Origin of the sequence: Geosporobacter ferrireducens (genome assembly GCF_001750685.1) — a bacterium.
Taxonomy (GTDB): Bacteria; Bacillota; Clostridia; order Peptostreptococcales; family Thermotaleaceae; genus Geosporobacter; species Geosporobacter ferrireducens.
The window spans coordinates 2,603,646-2,623,159 of sequence record NZ_CP017269.1 but is presented as its reverse complement, the minus strand read 5'-3'; the positions used below and the strand labels follow the sequence as shown (position 1 = coordinate 2,623,159).

Annotated in this window: 16 protein-coding genes, 1 tRNA gene and 3 rRNA genes; 17 read left to right on the top strand and 3 right to left on the bottom strand. The window is 42.1% G+C overall.

Translation table 11 applies throughout. The features are described from left to right. The first annotated feature begins 383 nt into the window (after positions 1-383). Genes Gferi_RS12290 through Gferi_RS12275 form a run of 4 tightly spaced genes read left to right on the top strand, consistent with a single transcriptional unit; the run spans position 384 to position 3,414 of the window. Positions 384-962, top strand: coding sequence for a 2-oxoacid:acceptor oxidoreductase family protein (locus Gferi_RS12290; protein WP_069976928.1), 579 nt, complete (start codon positions 384-386; stop codon positions 960-962). After that, complete coding sequence (locus Gferi_RS12285; RefSeq protein WP_069976926.1) at positions 962-1,270, top strand: 4Fe-4S binding protein; 309 nt, start codon at positions 962-964, stop codon at positions 1,268-1,270. Before Gferi_RS12290 ends, Gferi_RS12285 begins: the two co-directional genes overlap by 1 nt. Positions 1,271-1,285: 15 nt before the next feature. Beyond that, positions 1,286-2,467 (top strand): pyruvate ferredoxin oxidoreductase, encoded by a 1,182-nt coding sequence (locus Gferi_RS12280; RefSeq protein WP_069976924.1) that lies wholly within the window; start codon positions 1,286-1,288, stop codon positions 2,465-2,467. A gap of 11 nt (positions 2,468-2,478) precedes the next feature. After that, positions 2,479-3,414, top strand: a complete 936-nt coding sequence (locus Gferi_RS12275; RefSeq protein ID WP_069976921.1) for a thiamine pyrophosphate-dependent enzyme — start codon at positions 2,479-2,481, stop codon at positions 3,412-3,414. Positions 3,415-3,489: 75 nt separating this feature from the next. On the opposite strand, the gene Gferi_RS12270 is transcribed toward Gferi_RS12275, so the two are convergent. The 3 genes from Gferi_RS12270 to Gferi_RS12260 are packed head-to-tail and all read right to left on the bottom strand — an operon-like array spanning position 3,490 to position 7,259. Beyond that, on the bottom strand, positions 3,490-4,626 hold the full coding sequence (locus Gferi_RS12270; protein ID WP_083273528.1) for a Ger(x)C family spore germination protein: 1,137 nt from the start codon (positions 4,624-4,626) through the stop codon (positions 3,490-3,492). Continuing rightward, on the bottom strand, positions 4,589-5,704 hold the full coding sequence (locus Gferi_RS12265) for a GerAB/ArcD/ProY family transporter (protein WP_069976918.1): 1,116 nt from the start codon (positions 5,702-5,704) through the stop codon (positions 4,589-4,591). The genes Gferi_RS12270 and Gferi_RS12265 overlap by 38 nt, the downstream gene beginning before the upstream one ends. Next, entirely contained in the window at positions 5,697-7,259 is a 1,563-nt protein-coding gene (locus tag Gferi_RS12260) for a spore germination protein (RefSeq protein WP_083273527.1), read from the bottom strand. The genes Gferi_RS12265 and Gferi_RS12260 overlap by 8 nt, the downstream gene beginning before the upstream one ends. A gap of 209 nt (positions 7,260-7,468) precedes the next feature. Between Gferi_RS12260 and Gferi_RS12255 the strand changes: the two genes are divergently transcribed. The 13 genes from Gferi_RS12255 to holB all read left to right on the top strand — a co-directional run bounded on the left by Gferi_RS12255 (position 7,469) and on the right by holB (position 19,514). Next, a complete protein-coding gene (locus Gferi_RS12255) occupies positions 7,469-8,080 on the top strand; it encodes a 50S ribosomal protein L25 (protein WP_069976914.1) in 612 nt (203 codons plus the stop codon). Positions 8,081-8,240: 160 nt separating this feature from the next. Continuing rightward, positions 8,241-8,858: a 50S ribosomal protein L25 gene (locus Gferi_RS12250; RefSeq protein WP_069976908.1), complete on the top strand. Its 618-nt coding sequence runs from the start codon at positions 8,241-8,243 to the stop codon at positions 8,856-8,858. A 673-nt stretch (positions 8,859-9,531) separates the two neighbouring features. Then, positions 9,532-11,050 (top strand): 16S ribosomal RNA (locus Gferi_RS12245). Between the two features lie 65 nt (positions 11,051-11,115). Then, positions 11,116-11,191, top strand: a tRNA-Ala gene (locus Gferi_RS12240). 51 nt (positions 11,192-11,242) lie between these two features. Beyond that, positions 11,243-14,305, top strand: a 23S ribosomal RNA gene (locus Gferi_RS12235). Between the two features lie 63 nt (positions 14,306-14,368). Further along, positions 14,369-14,485: ribosomal RNA gene (rrf, locus tag Gferi_RS12230) — 5S ribosomal RNA — on the top strand. Together the 16S, 23S and 5S rRNA genes with 1 tRNA gene alongside form the textbook arrangement of a ribosomal RNA operon. A gap of 240 nt (positions 14,486-14,725) precedes the next feature. Then, the gene (locus tag Gferi_RS12225; RefSeq protein ID WP_069976907.1) at positions 14,726-14,908 is read left to right on the top strand and encodes a hypothetical protein; all 183 of its coding nucleotides are present in this window, start codon (positions 14,726-14,728) and stop codon (positions 14,906-14,908) included. A 136-nt stretch (positions 14,909-15,044) separates the two neighbouring features. Further along, a complete protein-coding gene (locus tag Gferi_RS12220) occupies positions 15,045-15,536 on the top strand; it encodes a hypothetical protein (RefSeq protein WP_069976906.1) in 492 nt (163 codons plus the stop codon). Positions 15,537-15,741: 205 nt separating this feature from the next. Continuing rightward, positions 15,742-15,951, top strand: coding sequence for a sigma factor G inhibitor Gin (locus Gferi_RS12215; RefSeq protein WP_169832992.1), 210 nt, complete (start codon positions 15,742-15,744; stop codon positions 15,949-15,951). Positions 15,952-16,046: 95 nt separating this feature from the next. After that, the gene (locus tag Gferi_RS12210; RefSeq protein ID WP_069976902.1) at positions 16,047-17,495 is read left to right on the top strand and encodes an aminotransferase class I/II-fold pyridoxal phosphate-dependent enzyme; all 1,449 of its coding nucleotides are present in this window, start codon (positions 16,047-16,049) and stop codon (positions 17,493-17,495) included. Positions 17,496-17,516: 21 nt separating this feature from the next. Further along, a complete protein-coding gene (gene tmk, locus Gferi_RS12205) occupies positions 17,517-18,140 on the top strand; it encodes a dTMP kinase (RefSeq protein WP_069976900.1) in 624 nt (207 codons plus the stop codon). A gap of 35 nt (positions 18,141-18,175) precedes the next feature. After that, on the top strand, positions 18,176-18,505 hold the full coding sequence (locus Gferi_RS12200; protein WP_069976898.1) for a cyclic-di-AMP receptor: 330 nt from the start codon (positions 18,176-18,178) through the stop codon (positions 18,503-18,505). Between the two features lie 28 nt (positions 18,506-18,533). After that, positions 18,534-19,514: a DNA polymerase III subunit delta' gene (gene holB, locus Gferi_RS12195; RefSeq protein WP_069976896.1), complete on the top strand. Its 981-nt coding sequence runs from the start codon at positions 18,534-18,536 to the stop codon at positions 19,512-19,514.

Genomic DNA, 19,514 nt, shown 5'->3' with positions numbered 1-19,514 from the left:
TACCTTCGCTATTTCATAAGCGGCGAAGGTGTAATTTTTTTTGTTTTTGATGAAATACCAAGGAAAAATAAGGTTTTTCATGGAGGAAATATCTATATTGACACTTATAAAAGCATCTGTTATACTAGGCTTTGAAAGCTGTAACAATATATTGTAGCCAGAATTAATAAAAACTATACATACTGTTACAGTAGAGTTTTAAACTGTAATAATACAGACACACAAATATACCGCTGTAATAGTACAGTTGTATACCGAGAATTGTCAGTAAATTGACAATAAGGAGAATTGCCTGATCAGGCACAGTTTTGAAAGTTGCTGGGCTTATGCTTTCAAAACGGAGGCTTGCATTATATTGAAGGAATATGAAGGGAGGAAAAACAATGGCAATGCAAATGACAGAAATCCGCTGGCATGGCCGTGGTGGTCAAGGTGCCAAGACAGCTTCTTTATTGTTGGCAGAGGCTGCTTTTATGACTGGTAAATATATTCAAGGATTTCCGGAGTATGGTCCGGAAAGAATGGGTGCACCGATTACCGCTTATAACAGAATCAGTGATGAAAAAATTAGAATCCACAGCAATATCTATGAGCCAGACTTTGTAGTAGTAGTAGACGAGTCCCTTATCAAAGACGTAGATGTATGTGCAGGATTAAAAAAAGAGGGCGCAATCATCGTTAATACAGACAAAGATCCTGAGCAACTGAGAGCAAAATTAGGTGGATACGAAGGAAAAGTCTATACAATTGATGCGCGAAAAGTATCTATGGAGACGCTGGGAAAATATTTTCCTAATACACCAATGCTTGCAGCCGTAGTGAAGGTAACAGGCGTTATGACTGAAGAAAAGTTCTTAGAGTCAATGGTAGAATCCTTCCAACACAAGTTTGCATCTAAACCTCAAGTAATTGAAGGAAACATGAGTGCATTAAAAGTAGCTTTACAGGAGGTGAAAGGCTAATGGCAAACAAGAAAACAACGCCTTCACATTTAGAAGAAATTCTATGGAAAGATGCAGCTCCCGGTGGTGTTATTTATGAAGCTGGAAATGCTGAAAAATATAAGACCGGTGCTTGGCGATCTATGAAGCCAATCTGGAATGAGGAAAAGTGTAAGCATTGCATGCTTTGCTTCCCTGTATGCCCAGATTCATCGATTTTAGTAAAAGATCAAAAAATGACTGGTATAGATTATGATCATTGCAAGGGCTGTGGTGTCTGTGTAGAGGTCTGTCCATTCAAAGTATTTGATTACGTTGTAGAAGAGTAAGAGGGGGGAAAAAGAATGGCAATTCGAGAAAGATTAAGTGGAAACGAAGCCGTAGCAACGGCGATGAAGCAAATAAATCCTGATGTAGTTGCTGCTTTCCCAATTACACCATCCACTGAGGTGCCTCAGTACTTCTCAACATATGTTGCGAACGGAGAAGTGGATACGGAGTTTGTAGCAGTTGAAAGTGAGCATAGTGCCATGAGTGCCTGTATCGGTGCGGCTGCAGCGGGTGCTAGGGTTATGACAGCAACTTCAGCAAACGGTATGGGATTGATGTGGGAGATGTTATACATTGCATCTGCCGATAAACTTCCAATCGTTATGCCTTTGATCAATAGAGCAATGTCTGGACCATTAAATATCCATAATGATCACAGTGACGCTATGGGCGCTAGAGATTCTGGGTGGATCCAATTGTTCTCAGAAGACAACCAAGAAGCCTATGACAATACGATTATGGCTGTTCGGATTGGAGAGCATAAAGATGTTAGACTGCCTGTAATGGTATGTTTAGATGGATTCATTATCAGCCACTCTGTTGAAAATATAGAGCTTTTAGAGACAGATAAAGTTAGAAACTTCGTAGGAGAACCAATGGCACCATTCTATCTATTGGATAGTGAGAATCCTGTAGCCATGGGACCACTGGATTTACCCGCTCATTACTTTGAACACAAGAGAGAGCAAGCACAGTCAATGTTTAACGCAAAGACTGTAATCGCTGAAGTTTTCGCAGATTTTGAAAAGCTTTCAGGAAGAAAATATAGCTATTTTGAAGAATATAAGTTGGACGATGCAGAGGTTGCTGTTGTAGTATTGGGATCTACTGCAGGTACGGCGAAAACAGTTGTAGATGAACTAAGAGCGCAAGGAATGAAAGTTGGTTTATTGAAGCTCCGTGTATTCAGACCATTCCCGGCAGCAGAGCTAGCAGAAGCTTTAAAGCATCTAAAAGCTGTTGCGGTAATGGACAAGGCTGAATCCTTCTCAGCAGCTGGCGGTCCGATCTTCATGGATGTACGTTCTGCTTTATACGATTTAGAGGCAAGGCCGAAGATTACTAGCTATGTATACGGTCTAGGCGGAAGAGATGTAAGAACAACAGATATTGAAAAAGTATACAATGAGCTCAAGGAAGTTGCTGCAACAGGTGTTGTTTCTTCACCGTACAACTACCTTGGCGTAAAAGAGTAGGAGGTGCAGACATGGCTGTAAATTTGAAGGAATTAACAGAAAGACCTGAACGTTTGACAGGTGGACATAGATTATGTGCTGGTTGTGGAGCTTCTGTAGTAGCTCGTGCCGTGATGCGTGCACTGAAGCCGGAAGATAAAGCGGTTGTAGGTGTAGCAACAGGATGTCTTGAAGTATCTACTTGTATTTACCCATATACTGCTTGGAAAGACTCTTTTATCCACAGTGCATTCGAAAACGCAGGTGCTACAGTGAGTGGTGCGGAAGCAGCTTACAAGGCTATGAAAAGGAGAGGCAGAGTAAAGGATACCCATAAGTTTATCACTTTCGGTGGAGACGGCGGTACTTATGATATCGGGTTACAGTCTTTATCAGGCGCTATGGAGAGAGGCCACGATATGGTATATGTATGCTACGACAACGGGGCCTACATGAACACGGGTATCCAAAGATCTTCTGCAACACCAAAGTATGCAGATACCACTACATCTCCTGCTGGGGATGTAATCCCAGGTAAACCGCAATATCGTAAGGACTTGGCTACAATCTTAGCTGCGCACCACATTCCATATGTGGCGCAAACGGCTCCTTTCGGCAACTTCAATGATATCCATACCAAAGCGGAAAAAGCGATCTATACAGAAGGTCCGGCTTTCTTAAATGTCTTGGCACCATGCCCAAGAGGTTGGAGATATGATACGCCTAAGCTAATGGAAATCACGAAATTAGCGATGGATACTTGCTTCTGGCCGATCTTCGAAGTAGAAAACGGTAATTGGAAGTTAAACTATAAGCCAAAGACAAAACTGCCAATTGAAGAATATCTAAAAGTACAAGGCAGATTTAGCCACTTATTCGAAGAAGGAAACAGACATTTAATTGAAGATATGCAAAAAGAAATTGACCGCCATTGGGAGATTATCCTGGAAAGATGCGGAGAAAAGTAAAAAAGCGAAGGCTAGCACTAATCAGTGCTAGCCTTTATTTTCACTATCTGCATCCTGCAAATATTGAACTAGAACTTATTGACGTGTGAGCTTTGATGTATAGGCTGAATGAACAACTGCTTCTATATGAATATCAAAATCGACCTTTTTGTATTCTTCGCGCCAATCAATCTGATCCCAATAGGTAGGATATTTTGCACGTACATATTTCCCGATGCGCAGTATATCTGTATTATATTTTTTAGTCTTTTTTATAAGATTGTTACCATTTTTCTCAAGCAGCTCTTCTAATTGTTTACCGGCAAAATGATAAATCTCTTCATCAGAGGTGCCCGTTGGACGTTCAGGATATTCTGCAATAACTCCCCATAATTTAATATGTACTTGTGCAGTGATTCTTCCCTCTTTTAAAAAAACTTTTATACTACTTTTTTTATTGGCAATCCGTATAGAAAACACGTCTTGAGGATTTTTGTTGTAATACTGACCTCTGACAAGGTAGTATTCTTCAGTGTGCTTTTGATAGGGAAGCAAGGATAGAAATCTTGTTTCTTCCCCATTAATAGTGCCAACCATATCAAATCCATTAAATAAAGCCATTCCTTCAACAGAAATCGTATTATTATTTGTTGTAATAATAGGTATTGCTGGATCTGCATCATGGCTCTCTACATCCAGTAAAAAGTTATCTAAGGTGGTAGGGATAAAGGAATTACTGACATTTACATCAAACATGTTTCTTAAATCCGTCATCGGGGCAGTATCTAAGGAGCTGGAAGCAGAAATAACATTTCTTGCTTCACCGGATGTTATTAATAGGTAGACATGCCTTTGGATCTGCGGGTTTCTGGATAATGTATCGATGATATTTTTCATATGAGTTTTAGCGATTTGCTCATTGATTACAACGATTTGAAGATGCCCGATATATAATTTCTTTTTCAGCTCCTTTCCCATTTTCTCTAAGGCTGTCAATACGGTTTTGCCGGATCGGGTAACAATTTTTGCCTCCTGCATGAGTGTAGAAGCCTCTTGCAGGTTGCTAGAGGGAACGGGAATCCGAGCAGAAACCATTAAATCCTCAGAACCAGAATGAGGGTCAATAGCGATTCCCACAATCAAAAAATGATTTTGGATTTCCCGAAAATCCCAGCAACCAGGAAGAGCAATAATACTAAGAATTATTAGGAGAATTACGAGCTTTCGCATCATAGAACCACCTCTTCAGATAAATGATAATAAGAAGTGCAAGAGGGATGATTACAACAGGAATAATGCCGAAATATCCGATAAAATCCAGAAACTTTATGATTACTTCTATATTTGGGATATATGCCCCAGTAGTAAGGCAAACCAAGGATACCATTAAGACAATATAGCCAAATTTGAGTTTGGGAATCAACTGTTTTATTAGATAACAGCAGGAAAAAAAGAAGACACCGATAGTGGTGGAGGCAGCCGCCATCCAAAGCATTAAAAAAACTAGTTCCAGCCGTTCCGGTATGATTAAGCGCAGGTGGAGCGACTTAAAAAGGCTAATAACGGGGTAAATTAGAATTTTTAGCTGATCGATGCCAAAAAAACCAATGGTTAGGGTTACTAGGCCCGTATAAAGCAGGCCAACGAAAGTGAGACTTTTAACTACCATAGACTTGATTTTATTCTTGTTTTGAGTATATTTATAAAAGATGAATAACACTTCGCCACCGAAAAAAGAGAGGAATGAGCTGCCAACACCTTTGGAGAGATGAATAAAATCTGTATGAAATACAGGTTGAATATGGAATATTTTTATATATGGAATAGATGCAATGGTTACCATTACTACAGAGCCAACATTGAAAATTAGTAGAGTCGTACAGAACCGAGCCACGCCTTCAACTCCTTGAAGTGCTAAGAATGCGGTTACGCCTAATATGATAAATAGGAGAACGAAAATTGGCGTCAGCGGCAGCATCCAGGTATTTACTGCAGTGGCAGTAAAACTAACGGTACCTATGGTGAATAATAAGAAATAAAGAATATACATTAATGTAACAATCGTCCCTATTCCTTTGCCTGTCAGAATAAAGGCGATATCCCGAATATTTTGATCGGGAAAGTATTCTAAAATCTTTAATATGATTAATTTACTGGCAATAATTAATAGTGTAGCAATGAGCAAGGCCAACCAGGAAGCTGTACCTGCCTCAACGGCTATAGTACGTGGCAGAGAAATAACGCCAATACCAATAATTGTCGTGATGATTATTGCCCGAAGCTGAATGATATTGATGACTTCTTTACTCATGAGAGTTCACCTTGCTTTCATCCTGAATTCTATAGTAGCTGTGTCTCTTTTTTGAAAGCTTGAAAGGAATCCTTAAAACATCCTTTATACTGATCAAAATTCCTTTTTCCGAAAAGGGTGCCAGATAAGGAATGCCAAAGCAAGTCAGGGAGCACATATGGATGATTAAAATCGTTATGACAGCACCAATGCCAAAGATTCCGAATAGGGAAGAAAAAATAATCAATAATCCTTTCACAATTCGAAAGGTTGAGACCAGATCCGCATAAGGGATAGCAAAAGAACCAATGGCGGACAGGGCAACCACAATCGTCAGAAAAGGACTGGTAAATCCAGCGTTCACAGCTGTTTGGCCGATCACTAGTCCTCCGACAATACTGATGGCAGGACCAATAGGACTTGGAATACGCAGTCCGGCCTCACGGAGCAGCTCTAGGGTGATTTCCATGATGATGACTTCTACAACCAGAGGAAACGGGATTACATACCGAATTTGTGAAAAGGGCAAAGCCAGCTTTACGGGCAGCATGTCCAGATTAATTGCAGTGAGTGCTATATATAGAGGTGTAGCCAATGTGGCTAAAAAAGCTCCCAAAATACGAATCATTCTGGATATAGAGGCAATATAGAAGTAATCATAGTAGTCATCTTGAATATGAAAATAGTCCCCAAAAACAGTAGGGATCAGGACTGCAGTGGGACTGTTATCAGATAAAAGCACGATTTTTCCTTCTAAAAGATTGGAAGCTACTTTATCAGGTTTTTCGGTTTTTAAAAGCAGAGGAAAAATGCTAAAGGGATTGTCTTCAATCAAATGGGCGATATAGGTACTGTCCTGGATATTGTCAAAGTTTATTTGGAGAAGTCTATTTTGAAGCTCTTCAACAATTTTTAAATTAGCGATATCGCGTAAATAGGCAATACAGACACCTGTGCCGCTTCTGGAGCCTAAGGTCATATTTTCAATCTGTAAATTTAGATTTTTTATCCTACGACGGATAAGAGAAGTATTTGTTCGCAGATCCTCAACAAAAGCATCCCTAGGACCGCGAAGATTTTTTTCTAGCTTGGAATCTTCTAACGATCGCTTTTCGCCTCCGCTAAAATTCAATGCATAGGCTTTTTTGGAGCCTTCAAATAAAACGATGACAAAACCATCTAATAGATTTAGGTAAACATCTTTAAAAGTATGGCTTACGATCACGTTGGTAGATGGAATCATTTGCTTGGAAAAAAACTCTATGGATTGATCATTACGGGGTTGTTCGGTGCTTTTTAAAAGAGAATTTATTAAAAAGGCACTGATATCGGTTTCGTTAACTAAACCATCGATAAAAAACAGTGTGATTTTATAATTTCCGGCAGTAGTTATTTTACGCTCATACAAATCGCTGCTTTTACCGAAAGCAGTCTTTATCTTTTCCATGTTGCGGGTCAATGAGGAAGAAAGCGACCCGTAATCAATATCTGTCCTGTCGTATTGAATATCAGAGGCTGGAAGGTCTTTTTGGTTGTGCTCTGACCTTATAATGTTGAGCAAGTCGCGAAGCATCATATCATCCTATCTGTAACATATAATAATAAGTGGGTTTAGTTTTTGAAAGTTACTAAAAATTATTCCACTAGAGGTATCAAATTAAATTCCTATAAAAAACTGGAAAATCTAGACAAAAATAAATAAAACTATTTGAAAAATTACGAATTATCTGTTTTAATAATAATAAGGGCATAAATGCTTACTAATCCAAAGGGGGAAAAGTGAACATGAGCAGACCATTATTAAGATCAGAAGTTAGGGCAGGCACGGGGAAAAGTCATCTGAAAGTTATACGAAGTGAAGGATATGTGCCGGGAACTGTTTACGGACATAATAAGGAAAGTAAAAATGTATGCTTCCCAAGAAAGGAATTGGAACATCTGTTAGGTAAATATGGCGTTGGTGCCAGCGTTGAATTGTTAATTGGGGACGAGGTACGTCATGCAATTATTAAAGATATCCATCGCCACATTATAAAGCAGAATGTCCTACATATTGATTTACAGGAATTAGACGCATCTGAGAAAGTAAAAGTAAAGATTCCGCTGCATTTGACCAATAAGGCTGCAGTAGAATCAAGTGTTTCTGTTGTACAACACCAGATTACAGAACTGGAAATCCAAACCTATCCCAAACACCTGCCGCAGATGATAGAAGTAGATGCATCTAGTATAAAATTTGGCGAACCAATGAGAATAAAGGATTTAGCTGTATATGCGGACGTCAACATTGAGGTACTGCATGATCCTGAGGAAATCGTTGCATTGATTGCTTCTGCGTCTAAGGATGTAGTCGTTGAAGAGGTATCTGAAGAAGAAAAATTAAGAAAGTTGTATTAAAGTTTTTAGGGCATATCGTGAGATATGCCCTAAGTTTTTTTTTACAAAGCTTACGTGTACATATTCTCTCGATGCCTTTCTATAATTCATGAATGAAAAGTATATAAAGAAATGAGATTGGAAATAATGTCAAATAGATTGAAGCCTAGGAGGGGAGAATATGTTAAAGTCAGCACTTAATGCGAGTATAAGGAATGACGTCGGTTCAAAAGCCTGCCATAGAATCAGAAGCCATGGACATATACCAGGTGTTATTTATGGACATGATGTACATAATAAGACAGTAGAACTGGATAAAAGGGAAATGGATGCAATTGTAAGGAATTATGGAACGAATGTATTGTTAGATTTAGGTATAGATCAGGATCATGCAACTGTAATGATTAAAGATGTTCAACGCCATCCGGTAACCAATGAGATCATGCACATTGATTTTCAAGAAGTATCTTATAGTAAAGAGATTCATGCCACCATTCCAATTTTATTGAAAGGAAAGGATAAAGTAGAATCCAAAGAAGGAATCGTGCAGCAGCAACTTAGAGAACTACATATCAGCTGCTTGCCCCAACATATACCTGAACGTATTGAATTAGATATATCTATTCTAACGCCAGGACATCCGCTGCGGGTTGCGGATGTGGAGTTTGCAGGTGAATTGAGCATACTCAATGATCCTGGCGAGATTATTGCTTCTCTGGCAAGAACAGAAAAAGTAATCGACGATCCTGGTGAAGGAGAGTCGGAGGATTTGTTGGATCGTTTAATGAAAACACAATAAAGTATTTCAACCGTTAGTGATGGATCATTCACTAACGGTTTTTATTTTGATGAAATAAAACCATATAAACGCATATGTCTTTATATAGACCATCGCTATTTGACAGTAAGCCTATCGTAGGGGCAGGCCTTGTGTCTGCCCGATTGACTTTCATAACAATATAATAAGGTGAAAATCTTTTCAGGGGTGGCAGGATAGGTATGGTAGGATATACCAGTTGACCAGCAATAAGAACCATGGTAAGATAGTTCTTGTCGTCACTGCCGAAGATTAACAAAAACTGGTGGTTGACGGGAGTGCAAGAAGATGATAAGATATTCTTTGTCGTCGCCGAAAGAAAGGTACTAAAAACTACCAAGAAAAACGGTGTTGACATAAGATGAGAAATGTGGTAATATGTTTAAGTCGGTGTCGCTAAGACGCCAAAGCAAATTGGTCTTTGAAAACTAAACAGTGTAAGAATTAAAGCCAGCAAATATAGCGCGTAAGCGCAAACCCGTTCAATATAATTTGAACGAAGCGAGCAATTTTATATCAAGGAAAGTTATTTCCTTGATATGGGGAGTACAGAGGGGATTCCCCTCTGTCGCAGTCAGGAGGGTGCTCAGACTGCCCCCGCAGTCGTCGAAGGGAACCTAGGGTTCCCTAGCGAAAAAATTGTTGCAAACAATTTTTATTTGAGAGTTTGATCCTGGCTCAGGATGAACGCTGGCGGCGTGCCTAACACATGCAAGTCGAGCGGGATTGTGGAGTAGCTTGCTACGAAGCAATCTAGCGGCGGACGGGTGAGTAACGCGTGGGCAACCTGCCCTATACAGGGGGATAACACACCGAAAGGTGTGCTAATACCCCATAACACCGATGCTTCGCATGAAGCGCCGGTCAAAGATTTATCGGTATAGGATGGGCCCGCGTCTGATTAGCTAGTTGGTGAGGTAAAGGCTCACCAAGGCGACGATCAGTAGCCGACCTGAGAGGGTGATCGGCCACACTGGAACTGAGACACGGTCCAGACTCCTACGGGAGGCAGCAGTGGGGAATATTGCACAATGGGGGAAACCCTGATGCAGCAACGCCGCGTGAGCGATGAAGGCTTTCGGGTCGTAAAGCTCTGTCCTAAGGGAAGAAGAATGACGGTACCTTAGGAGGAAGCCCCGGCTAACTACGTGCCAGCAGCCGCGGTAATACGTAGGGGGCAAGCGTTATCCGGAATCACTGGGCGTAAAGGGTGCGTAGGCGGCCGATAAAGTCTGGGGTGAAAGGCTACGGCTTAACCGTAGTAAGCCTTGGAAACTTATTGGCTTGAGTGCAGGAGAGGTAAGTGGAATTCCTAGTGTAGCGGTGAAATGCGTAGATATTAGGAGGAACACCAGTGGCGAAGGCGACTTACTGGACTGTAACTGACGCTGAGGCACGAAAGCGTGGGGAGCGAACAGGATTAGATACCCTGGTAGTCCACGCCGTAAACGATGAGTGCTAGGTGTCGGGGGCGACAGCCCTCGGTGCCGCAGCTAACGCATTAAGCACTCCGCCTGGGGAGTACGCTCGCAAGAGTGAAACTCAAAGGAATTGACGGGGACCCGCACAAGCAGCGGAGCATGTGGTTTAATTCGAAGCAACGCGAAGAACCTTACCAGGACTTGACATCCTCCGCATTAGCCGTAACGGGTGAAATCCCTTCGGGGACGGAGAGACAGGTGGTGCATGGTTGTCGTCAGCTCGTGTCGTGAGATGTTGGGTTAAGTCCCGCAACGAGCGCAACCCTTGTCTTTAGTTGCCAGCAGGTGAAGCTGGGCACTCTAGAGAGACTGCCGGGGATAACTCGGAGGAAGGTGGGGATGACGTCAAATCATCATGCCCCTTATGTTCTGGGCTACACACGTGCTACAATGGCTGGTACAACGGGAAGCGAAGGAGTAATCCGGAGCAAATCCTAAAAGCCAGTCTCAGTTCGGATTGTGGGCTGCAACTCGCCCACATGAAGCTGGAGTTGCTAGTAATCGTGGATCAGAATGCCGCGGTGAATGCGTTCCCGGGTCTTGTACACACCGCCCGTCACACCATGGGAGCTCAGGGCACCCGAAGTCAGTGGGCTAACCGAAAGGAAGCAGCTGCCGAAGGTGAAATGAGTGACTGGGGTGAAGTCGTAACAAGGTAGCCGTATCGGAAGGTGCGGCTGGATCACCTCCTTTCTAAGGAGCTAAGGCTTTTTCTTACACTGTCTAGTTTTGAGAGACTAATAGTCTTTCAAAAAGTTGGGGATGTAGCTCAGCTGGGAGAGCACCTGCCTTGCACGCAGGGGGTCAGGAGTTCGATCCTCCTCATCTCCACCAACATGTACCTTGAAAACTGAACAATGAAGAGAGAATCAAAATACAATTTCTGGTCAAGTTATAAAGAGCATAGGGCGAATGCCTTGGCACCAGGAGCCGAAGAAGGACGCGGTAAGCTGCGATAAGCCTCGGGAAGCCGCAAGCAGGCATTGATCCGGGGATTTCCGAATGGGGGAACCCAGCTGGGGTAATACCCAGTTACCCACTACTCAATCCATAGGTAGTGAGGAGGCATACCAGGGGAACTGAAACATCTAAGTACCCTGAGGAAGAGAAAGAAAACTCGATTCCCTAAGTAGCGGCGAGCGAAAGGGGATTAGCCCAAACCAAGAAGATTTCTTCTTGGGGTTGCGGATATACTCGTTAAGAGATGGCAGTTGTAGTCGAAGCGGTCTGGAAAGGCCCACCATAGGAGGTAAGAGTCCTGTAGATGAAACGACTAAAGTCTTGAGTATACTCCAGAGTACCACGAGACACGTGAAACCTTGTGGGAAGCAGGGGGGACCACCCCCCAAGGCTAAATACTACCTGGTGACCGATAGCGTATAGTACCGTGAGGGAAAGGTGAAAAGAACCCCGGGAGGGGAGTGAAAGAGAACCTGAAACCCTATGTTTACAAGCAGTGAAAGTCCTTTATATGGACGATCGCGTACTTTTTGTAGAACGGGCCAACGAGTTACGGTATGCAGCAAGGTTAAGCTGTTATGCAGCGGAGCCGCAGCGAAAGCGAGTCTTAAGAGGGCGATACAGTTGCATGCCGTAGACCCGAAACCGGGTGACCTATCCATGAGCAGGATGAAGCGGAAGTAAAATTTCGTGGAGGTCCGAACCCATGTCTGTTGAAAAAGGCTGGGATGACTTGTGGATAGCGGAGAAATTCCAATCGAACCCGGAGATAGCTGGTTCTCCCCGAAATAGCTTTAGGGCTAGCCTCAAATGAAGAGATGCGGAGGTAGAGCACTGAATAGCCTAGGGGCCCTCACCGGTTACCAAAGCTTATCAAACTCCGAATGCCGTATTCTTATATTTGGGAGTCAGACTACGTGAGATAAGTTTCGTGGTCAAAAGGGAAACAGCCCAGACCGTCAGCTAAGGTCCCAAAGTACAGGTTAAGTGGAAAAGGATGTGGGATTGCACAGACAACTAGGATGTTGGCTTAGAAGCAGCCACTCATTTAAAGAGTGCGTAATAGCTCACTAGTCGAGTGATCCTGCGCCAAAGATGTCCGGGGCTCAAACCTGTCACCGAAGCTACGGCTTGATGTAGAACCAATAGTATTCTTTAGGAAAATCCCTAACGGGATGAAGGACATCTTCGCGAAAGATTTCGAGCTTACCTAAAAGAGCGAGAAAACTTACGCCAAGATCCAAAAAGCTAAAACCTAGAGGGTAGTACTGGTTCTACATCAGGGGTAGGGGAGCATTGTATGCGGGTAGAAGTCACACCGTAAGGAGTGGTGGACTGCATACAAGAGAGAATGTTGGCATGAGTAGCGAGAGGTGGGTGAGAATCCCACCCGTCGAAAACCTAAGGTTTCCTGAGGAAGGTTCGTCCGCTCAGGGTTAGTCGGGACCTAAGCCGAGGACGAAAGTCGTAGGCGATGGACAACAGGTTGAAATTCCTGTACCACCGAAGATTGTTTGAGCAATGGGGTGACACAGGAGGATAGGTCATGCGCACCGTTGGTCGTGTGCGTCTAAACCCGTAGGGAGTTAGGATAGGCAAATCCGTTCTAACAATCCTAAAAGGTGATGGGGAGTGAAATTTAAGTAGCGAACTGACTGATTCCACACTGTCAAGAAAAGCCTCTAGTTAGATCTAGGTGCCCGTACCGCAAACCGACACAGGTAGGTGAGGAGAGAATCCTAAGACGAGCGAGAGAACTATTGTTAAGGAACTCGGCAAAATGACCCCGTAACTTCGGGAGAAGGGGTGCCACGGTAGGGTGTTAAAGCCCGAGGTGGCCGCAGAGAATAGGCCCAAGCGACTGTTTAACAAAAACACAGGTCTCTGCTAAGTCGAAAGACGATGTATAGGGGCTGACGCCTGCCCGGTGCTGGAAGGTTAAGGGGACGTGTTAACCGCAAGGTGAAGCACTGAACTTAAGCCCCAGTAAACGGCGGCCGTAACTATAACGGTCCTAAGGTAGCGAAATTCCTTGTCGGGTAAGTTCCGACCCGCACGAAAGGCGTAACGATTTGGGCACTGTCTCAACAATAGACTCGGTGAAATTGTAGTACCAGTGAAGATGCTGGTTACCCGCAGCAGGACGGAAAGACCCCGTGGAGCTTTACTGTAGCCTGACACTGGATTTTGGTATTGCATGTACAGGATAGGTGGGAGACTTGGAAGCTTGGACGCCAGTCTAGGTGGAGTCAACCTTGGGATACCACTCTTGTAATACTGGAGTTCTAACCATAAGCCGTGAATCCGGCTTTGGGACACTGTCAGGTGGGCAGTTTGACTGGGGCGGTCGCCTCCCAAAAAGTAACGGAGGCGCCCAAAGGTTCCCTCAGCGCGGTTGGAAATCGCGCGTAGAGTGTAAAGGCAGAAGGGAGCTTGATTGCGAGACGTACAGGTCGAGCAAGGACGAAAGTCGGGCTTAGTGATCCGGTGGTTCCGAGTGGAAGGGCCATCGCTCAACGGATAAAAGCTACCCCGGGGATAACAGGCTTATCTCCCCCAAGAGTCCACATCGACGGGGAGGTTTGGCACCTCGATGTCGGCTCGTCTCATCCTGGGGCTGTAGTAGGTCCCAAGGGTTGGGCTGTTCGCCCATTAAAGAGGCACGCGAGCTGGGTTCAGAACGTCGTGAGACAGTTCGGTCCCTATCCGCTGTGGGCGCAGGAAATTTGAGAGGAGCTGTCCTTAGTACGAGAGGACCGGGATGGACGTACCTCTGGTGTATCAGTTGTTCCGCCAGGAGCACGGCTGAGTAGCTATGTACGGACGGGATAAGCGCTGAAGGCATCTAAGCGCGAAGCCCCCCTCAAGATTAGATTTCCCATCCGCAAGGAGTAAGACCCCAGATAGACTATCTGGTTGATAGGTCGGAGGTGTAAGGGCAGTAATGTCTTCAGCTGACCGATACTAATAGGTCGAGGACTTGACCAAATGTATTTTTTCTCTAACTTCATGGTTCAGTTTTGAAGGTATATGCCTTCTAACTTCATAAAATCCAGTGACTACAGCGAAGGGGTCACACCTGTTCCCATACCGAACACAGCAGTTAAGCCCTTCAGCGCTGATGGTACTTAGGCGGAAGCGCCTTGGGAGAGTAGGTCGTTGCTGGTTTACAAAAACCTCAGAGGATTTTCTTCTGGGGTTTTTGCTATATAAAGAAGATTTGTGTCACATATATATAGTATGTCAAATGATGACGTAAACTATATGTTGTGCATGCGGTTCCAAAAACAGACAGAAAACACGCTAAAAACATAAAATAGGACAAAACTACTAATATTTTGATGAAGGAAAAAAGAAAGAAATATAGAATTCTATTTTAATAGAAAATCCTAGTAAAGGAATGGTACGATGCTTATTAAATTAATTTTTCTAATCATGCTTTGTATTCCAGTAGGATGCCTTCAATATTATTTATTGACAGAAACCCTCAAGGATCTAAAAAAGGGAAAAAAAGTTGCTGCGCGGAAGCAACAGCCTACTTATTATGAAGATCCTTATTTTCAGCGTGAATATTTAAAGGTTGTGCGTTAAGTTGTTTCTGGTAAAAGCCTGCAGAGGGCTTTTTTTGTTGCTATTTTTCAGTGAGAGTTGATAAATTTCGGGGAAAATGATATCATGGACATAATGCTTTAGACTATAGAAAAAAGATATTGTAGGGAGACAAAACATGGCACTATTGATTAGACAAACGATTCGGCAGCAGAAAATTCCCTTTTGGAAGCTGCTGGCGCTGATTATGGCTTCTTTGGTTGTAATGGATATAGCGATTAGTATTTTTAGCAAAATAAGCCCCATTGCCGGAAGTGTAGCGGGGATGGTTACCTTAATTGCTGCCATTACCACGTGCTTTACCCTCATTTATCGGCAGATTGCCTATTTTAACTATAAGCTGATTCAGGATGAGTTAATCATGGAGCGGGTAATTGGCAGGGCTAATCATTTATTTTTATCGTTAAAGCTCAGTGAGTTGGAAAGTATTAAAACTTATGATCAAATGGAAAATAATAAGGTCGCTAAGACCTATAAATTTGTATCCGGAAAAGACACGGAGAATTGGTATGTTGGAGAATTTACCAGAAGTAGTGACCGATACCGATTTATTTTCGAACCCAATGAAGAATTAAAAAACGCCATTTTATCTTTTGTAGTAGAAAAATAGGGAAAGCCTCTGTGACAGTAGATGACACAGAGGCTTTTTTATTCTACATGTTGTGCATTGTGTCGCATGATGACACTACATATGGGTTTCTTAATAAAATACAAATAAAGCATAAAAAAAGGATTAACCAGACAGACTGCAACTGAATAAACTAAAGCATATAGGGTTATAATCTCAAAAAATGATGAGAGTAGGTGTACTGTTTATGAGAGAGGTCCTATGCTTTACATGTAAAAAGCAATCTACAAATTATATAGAGATATTAGGAAAATACATATGTGAAAGCTGTCAACAGGAGATACTTACTTTAAGTCCTGGAGATTATGGATATGATCATTTTCATAATGAAATCAAAATCCTTTGGGAAGAATATCTGGAATGCCTCATAAAGAATCAAGTCATTAACCATGGTTAATGACTTGATTCTTTTCTAATGACAATTATTCTTATAGCACATAAAGGAAAATTCTAGGGAATATCGAAGTTATAAGAAATACAAGGAGGGTTTCTATGGAGAATAATATTTTAATAGATAAATTGCTAAAACAAGCAAACAGAAACATGGTATCCTTTCATGTGCCGGGACACAAGAATGGAAAAATCTTTGAGCGATATAATTACAAAAACTTCTTACAATATCTAGTGTCTATGGATGTTACAGAAATAGAGGGTATGGATAACCTTCATGCGCCAGAGGGAATGATCTTGGAAGCCCAGAGAAAGGCAGCAGAGTTTTTTGGTGCGGACGAAAGTTACTTTTTGGTAGATGGTACCTCCTGTGGAGTCTTATCTGCTATTATGGCTGTGACGAATCCCAAGGATCAAATTCTTGCTCCCAGGGATTGCCACAAGTCAGTGAGTAATGGGATAATTCTTGGAGATTTGTATCCAATATATATAAATCCCAAGGTGAATCATGATTTCCAGATTTCAGCAGGATTGACGCCAGATACTGTAGAAGCAGCTCTTTCTACCCATGTTGGAATTAAGGCAGTAGTATTAACTTATCCCAATTATTATGGGATTTGTTCTGATATTGAGGAAATCGTGAGAATTGCTCACCAATATGATAAAATAGTAATTGTAGATGAAGCCCATGGCGCCCATTTAAAGCTACATGAGAGATTACCTATTTCAGCACTGGAAGCCGGGGCAGACATCGTTATACAAAGTACGCACAAAACCTTACCTGCTTTTACGCAAAGCTCTATGCTTCATGTAAAGTCAAATCGAATTGATCGGGAACGGTTAAGATTGATGCTGTCCATACATCAAAGTACAAGTCCATCGTACTTACTGATGGCGTCTTTGGATATGGCCAGAGCAATTGCCCAGCAGGACGGACGATTTTTGATGGAGAAACTCTTAGAAGCGGTTAATGAATTTCACATGGAGTTGAAAAATGAGAAAGGGATACGCATTCTAGGAAAAGAAATGATTGGAACCAGTGGGATTCAAAATATTGACCCGACAAAGCTCGTAATTGATTTATCTGATCTAGGGATTAGCGGTCCGGCATTGGAGAAATTGCTGCGGACACGATGCCATATTCAAGTGGAGATGGCAAATATTTATAATGTAGTTGCACTATCCTCTATCGGAAATGAGCAAAAGGATTTTGCCCGTTTACTTCGGGCACTGCGCAGCATCAAGGCGGGTAAAGGAATTGCCCATAAGAATATAACGCTGTCTGAGTATTCCTATGGAATACCTGATATGCAAATGACTCCGAGGGAGGCTGTATACAGCAGGAAAAAAGAGATAGCTTTTCTACAGAGTTCTGGTAAAATAAGTGGAGAGTATATTATACCCTATCCTCCAGGTATACCGATCCTCTGTCCGGGAGAAGTGATTACAGCAGAAATGATAGAGTATGTTCAACAGTTAAAGGACTATGGTATTTACAGTATTGGAATGCAGGATGATCAATTGGAGACCATTAAAATTATAGATGTATAAACAATTAGGAAGAGGTGCAGGATGGGTGGTTTGTTTATTACCATAGAAGGGCCTGACGGATCAGGCAAGTCAACACAAATAAAAAAGCTGGCTGAATATTTAGAGCAAAAAGGACATGCGGTTATTCTTACGCGGGAACCTGGAGGCACGAAAATAAGCGAAAAGATTAGAGAAATTATTTTGGATAAAGAAAACATGGAAATGGACCCTGTTACAGAAGCCTTATTATACGCAGCTTCAAGAGCGCAACATGTTGCAGAAGTGATTCAACCGGCGTTAGAAAGTGGCAAAACGGTTATTTGTGACCGATTCGTAGATTCAAGCATCGTATATCAAGGAATTGGAAGAGGGTTAGGGATTGAGGCAGTAGAGAACGTCAATCGAATTGCTGTAAAAAATATCTTGCCTAAAATCACATTTTTATTTCAGCTATGTCCTGAGATCGGACTGGAAAGGAAGACTGAGCAGGGAGAAAAGGATCGGCTGGAACAGGAAACTTTGGATTTTCACCAAAAAGTATTTGAAGGCTATCAAGGCTTGAAGGCATTGTATCCACAAAGGATTGTTGTTGTAGATGCCAGCCGGTCTATTGAAGAAATTCATAAAGATATCATTCTTGCTATAGAAAAGAGAATGAAGGGGTAAAAGTATAAATAAAAGAATAGAAAGGAGAAGGGTGTATGAAACTGATTATTGCGATTGTTCATGATGAGGATACCCATAATGTAATGGAGAAGCTGACAGATCAAGCGTATCGTGTAACAAAGCTGGCTTCTACAGGAGGCTTCTTAAGAGCAGGGAATACAACCCTCCTGGTAGGGGTAGAAAAAGAAAAGGTACAGGATGTCATTGAGACCATCAAAGCTACCTGTAAGAACAGGAAGGAAATTGCACCTGCTGCTGCACCTATGATGGGTGCATCCGGCGTATTTATGTCCTATCCTGTGGAAGTACAGGTAGGCGGTGCTACGATTTTTGTATTAGATGTAGAGCAGTTTGAAAAGGCATAGGGTGACCACTGGTTAGCGGAGGAAAGCGATGGGATTTTCAGAAGTATTTGGACAGGAACAGATTATAAAAAACCTAACAATGGCGATACAAAAAGACAGAATTGCTCATGCTTATATTTTTGACGGATCAGATGGTTTGGGCAAAGGAATGATGGCAATGGCTTTTGCCCAAGCCATTGTATGCAAGAACTTCCGGCAAGATGTTTGTAATGCATGCGCTGCATGCATCAAATTTCATCATAATAATCATCCGGATATCATGATCATTGAACCTGAGGGAACGAGTATAAAGAATAAACAGATAGAGGCATTTCAGCAGGATTTACAGCGTAAACCCTATGAAAGCAGAAAAAAAATATATATCATACAGCAGGCGGATCAAATGACGGAAAGTGCTCAGAATAGGCTCTTAAAAACCCTAGAGGAGCCTCCAGCCTATGCAGTGGTCATTTTGATCAGCATCAATGCCAACCGATTCCTGCCAACGATTCGATCCCGTTGTCAAATGATAAAATTTCATCGGCTAGGGGAACAACAGATACATGTGTTTTTAAAAGAAAAGTACGGAATGTCCTCTGAAGCGTCAAAGATATATGCAGCCTTCTCAGATGGCATTATCGGTAAAGCAATCCAACTAAAAGAATCTCCTGACTTTTTAGAAAAACGGGAAGCTGCGATTGGTGTGATTGAAAAGGTATTAGAAGGAGATCCGTTAAGTGTATTTCCGATGTTGGAATTTTTCGAAAGCAATAAGGAAGATGTATATGAGCTGCTGGACTTCATGTTAACCTGGTTTCGTGATATACTCATTTTAAAAGAAACTGCTTCAGAGGATTTTTTAATTAATCTGGACAAAAAAACTATGCTGGAAGAATGTGGACTTCGTATAGGATATCAGCAAATAAGTCATATTATAAAAATAATAGAAAGAACGAAACAGGATATTAAGGCAAATGTAAATTTCCAACTGGTTATAGAAAATATGCTTTTAAGCATGCAGGAGGTATAA

Excerpts from the sequence above, each read along its gene's own strand:
- Gferi_RS12290 (WP_069976928.1), top strand. The coding sequence starts at position 384 with ATGGCAATGCAAATGACAGAAATCCGCTGGCATGGCCGTGGTGGTCAA.
- Gferi_RS12285 (WP_069976926.1), top strand. The coding sequence starts at position 962 with ATGGCAAACAAGAAAACAACGCCTTCACATTTAGAAGAAATTCTATGG.
- Gferi_RS12280 (WP_069976924.1), top strand. The coding sequence starts at position 1,286 with ATGGCAATTCGAGAAAGATTAAGTGGAAACGAAGCCGTAGCAACGGCG.
- Gferi_RS12275 (WP_069976921.1), top strand. The coding sequence starts at position 2,479 with ATGGCTGTAAATTTGAAGGAATTAACAGAAAGACCTGAACGTTTGACA.
- Gferi_RS12270 (WP_083273528.1), bottom strand. The coding sequence starts at position 4,626 with ATGATGCGAAAGCTCGTAATTCTCCTAATAATTCTTAGTATTATTGCT.
- Gferi_RS12265 (WP_069976918.1), bottom strand. The coding sequence starts at position 5,704 with ATGAGTAAAGAAGTCATCAATATCATTCAGCTTCGGGCAATAATCATC.
- Gferi_RS12260 (WP_083273527.1), bottom strand. The coding sequence starts at position 7,259 with ATGATGCTTCGCGACTTGCTCAACATTATAAGGTCAGAGCACAACCAA.
- Gferi_RS12255 (WP_069976914.1), top strand. The coding sequence starts at position 7,469 with ATGAGCAGACCATTATTAAGATCAGAAGTTAGGGCAGGCACGGGGAAA.
- Gferi_RS12250 (WP_069976908.1), top strand. The coding sequence starts at position 8,241 with ATGTTAAAGTCAGCACTTAATGCGAGTATAAGGAATGACGTCGGTTCA.
- Gferi_RS12225 (WP_069976907.1), top strand. The coding sequence starts at position 14,726 with ATGCTTATTAAATTAATTTTTCTAATCATGCTTTGTATTCCAGTAGGA.
- Gferi_RS12220 (WP_069976906.1), top strand. The coding sequence starts at position 15,045 with ATGGCACTATTGATTAGACAAACGATTCGGCAGCAGAAAATTCCCTTT.
- Gferi_RS12215 (WP_169832992.1), top strand. The coding sequence starts at position 15,742 with ATGAGAGAGGTCCTATGCTTTACATGTAAAAAGCAATCTACAAATTAT.
- Gferi_RS12210 (WP_069976902.1), top strand. The coding sequence starts at position 16,047 with ATGGAGAATAATATTTTAATAGATAAATTGCTAAAACAAGCAAACAGA.
- tmk (WP_069976900.1), top strand. The coding sequence starts at position 17,517 with ATGGGTGGTTTGTTTATTACCATAGAAGGGCCTGACGGATCAGGCAAG.
- Gferi_RS12200 (WP_069976898.1), top strand. The coding sequence starts at position 18,176 with ATGAAACTGATTATTGCGATTGTTCATGATGAGGATACCCATAATGTA.
- holB (WP_069976896.1), top strand. The coding sequence starts at position 18,534 with ATGGGATTTTCAGAAGTATTTGGACAGGAACAGATTATAAAAAACCTA.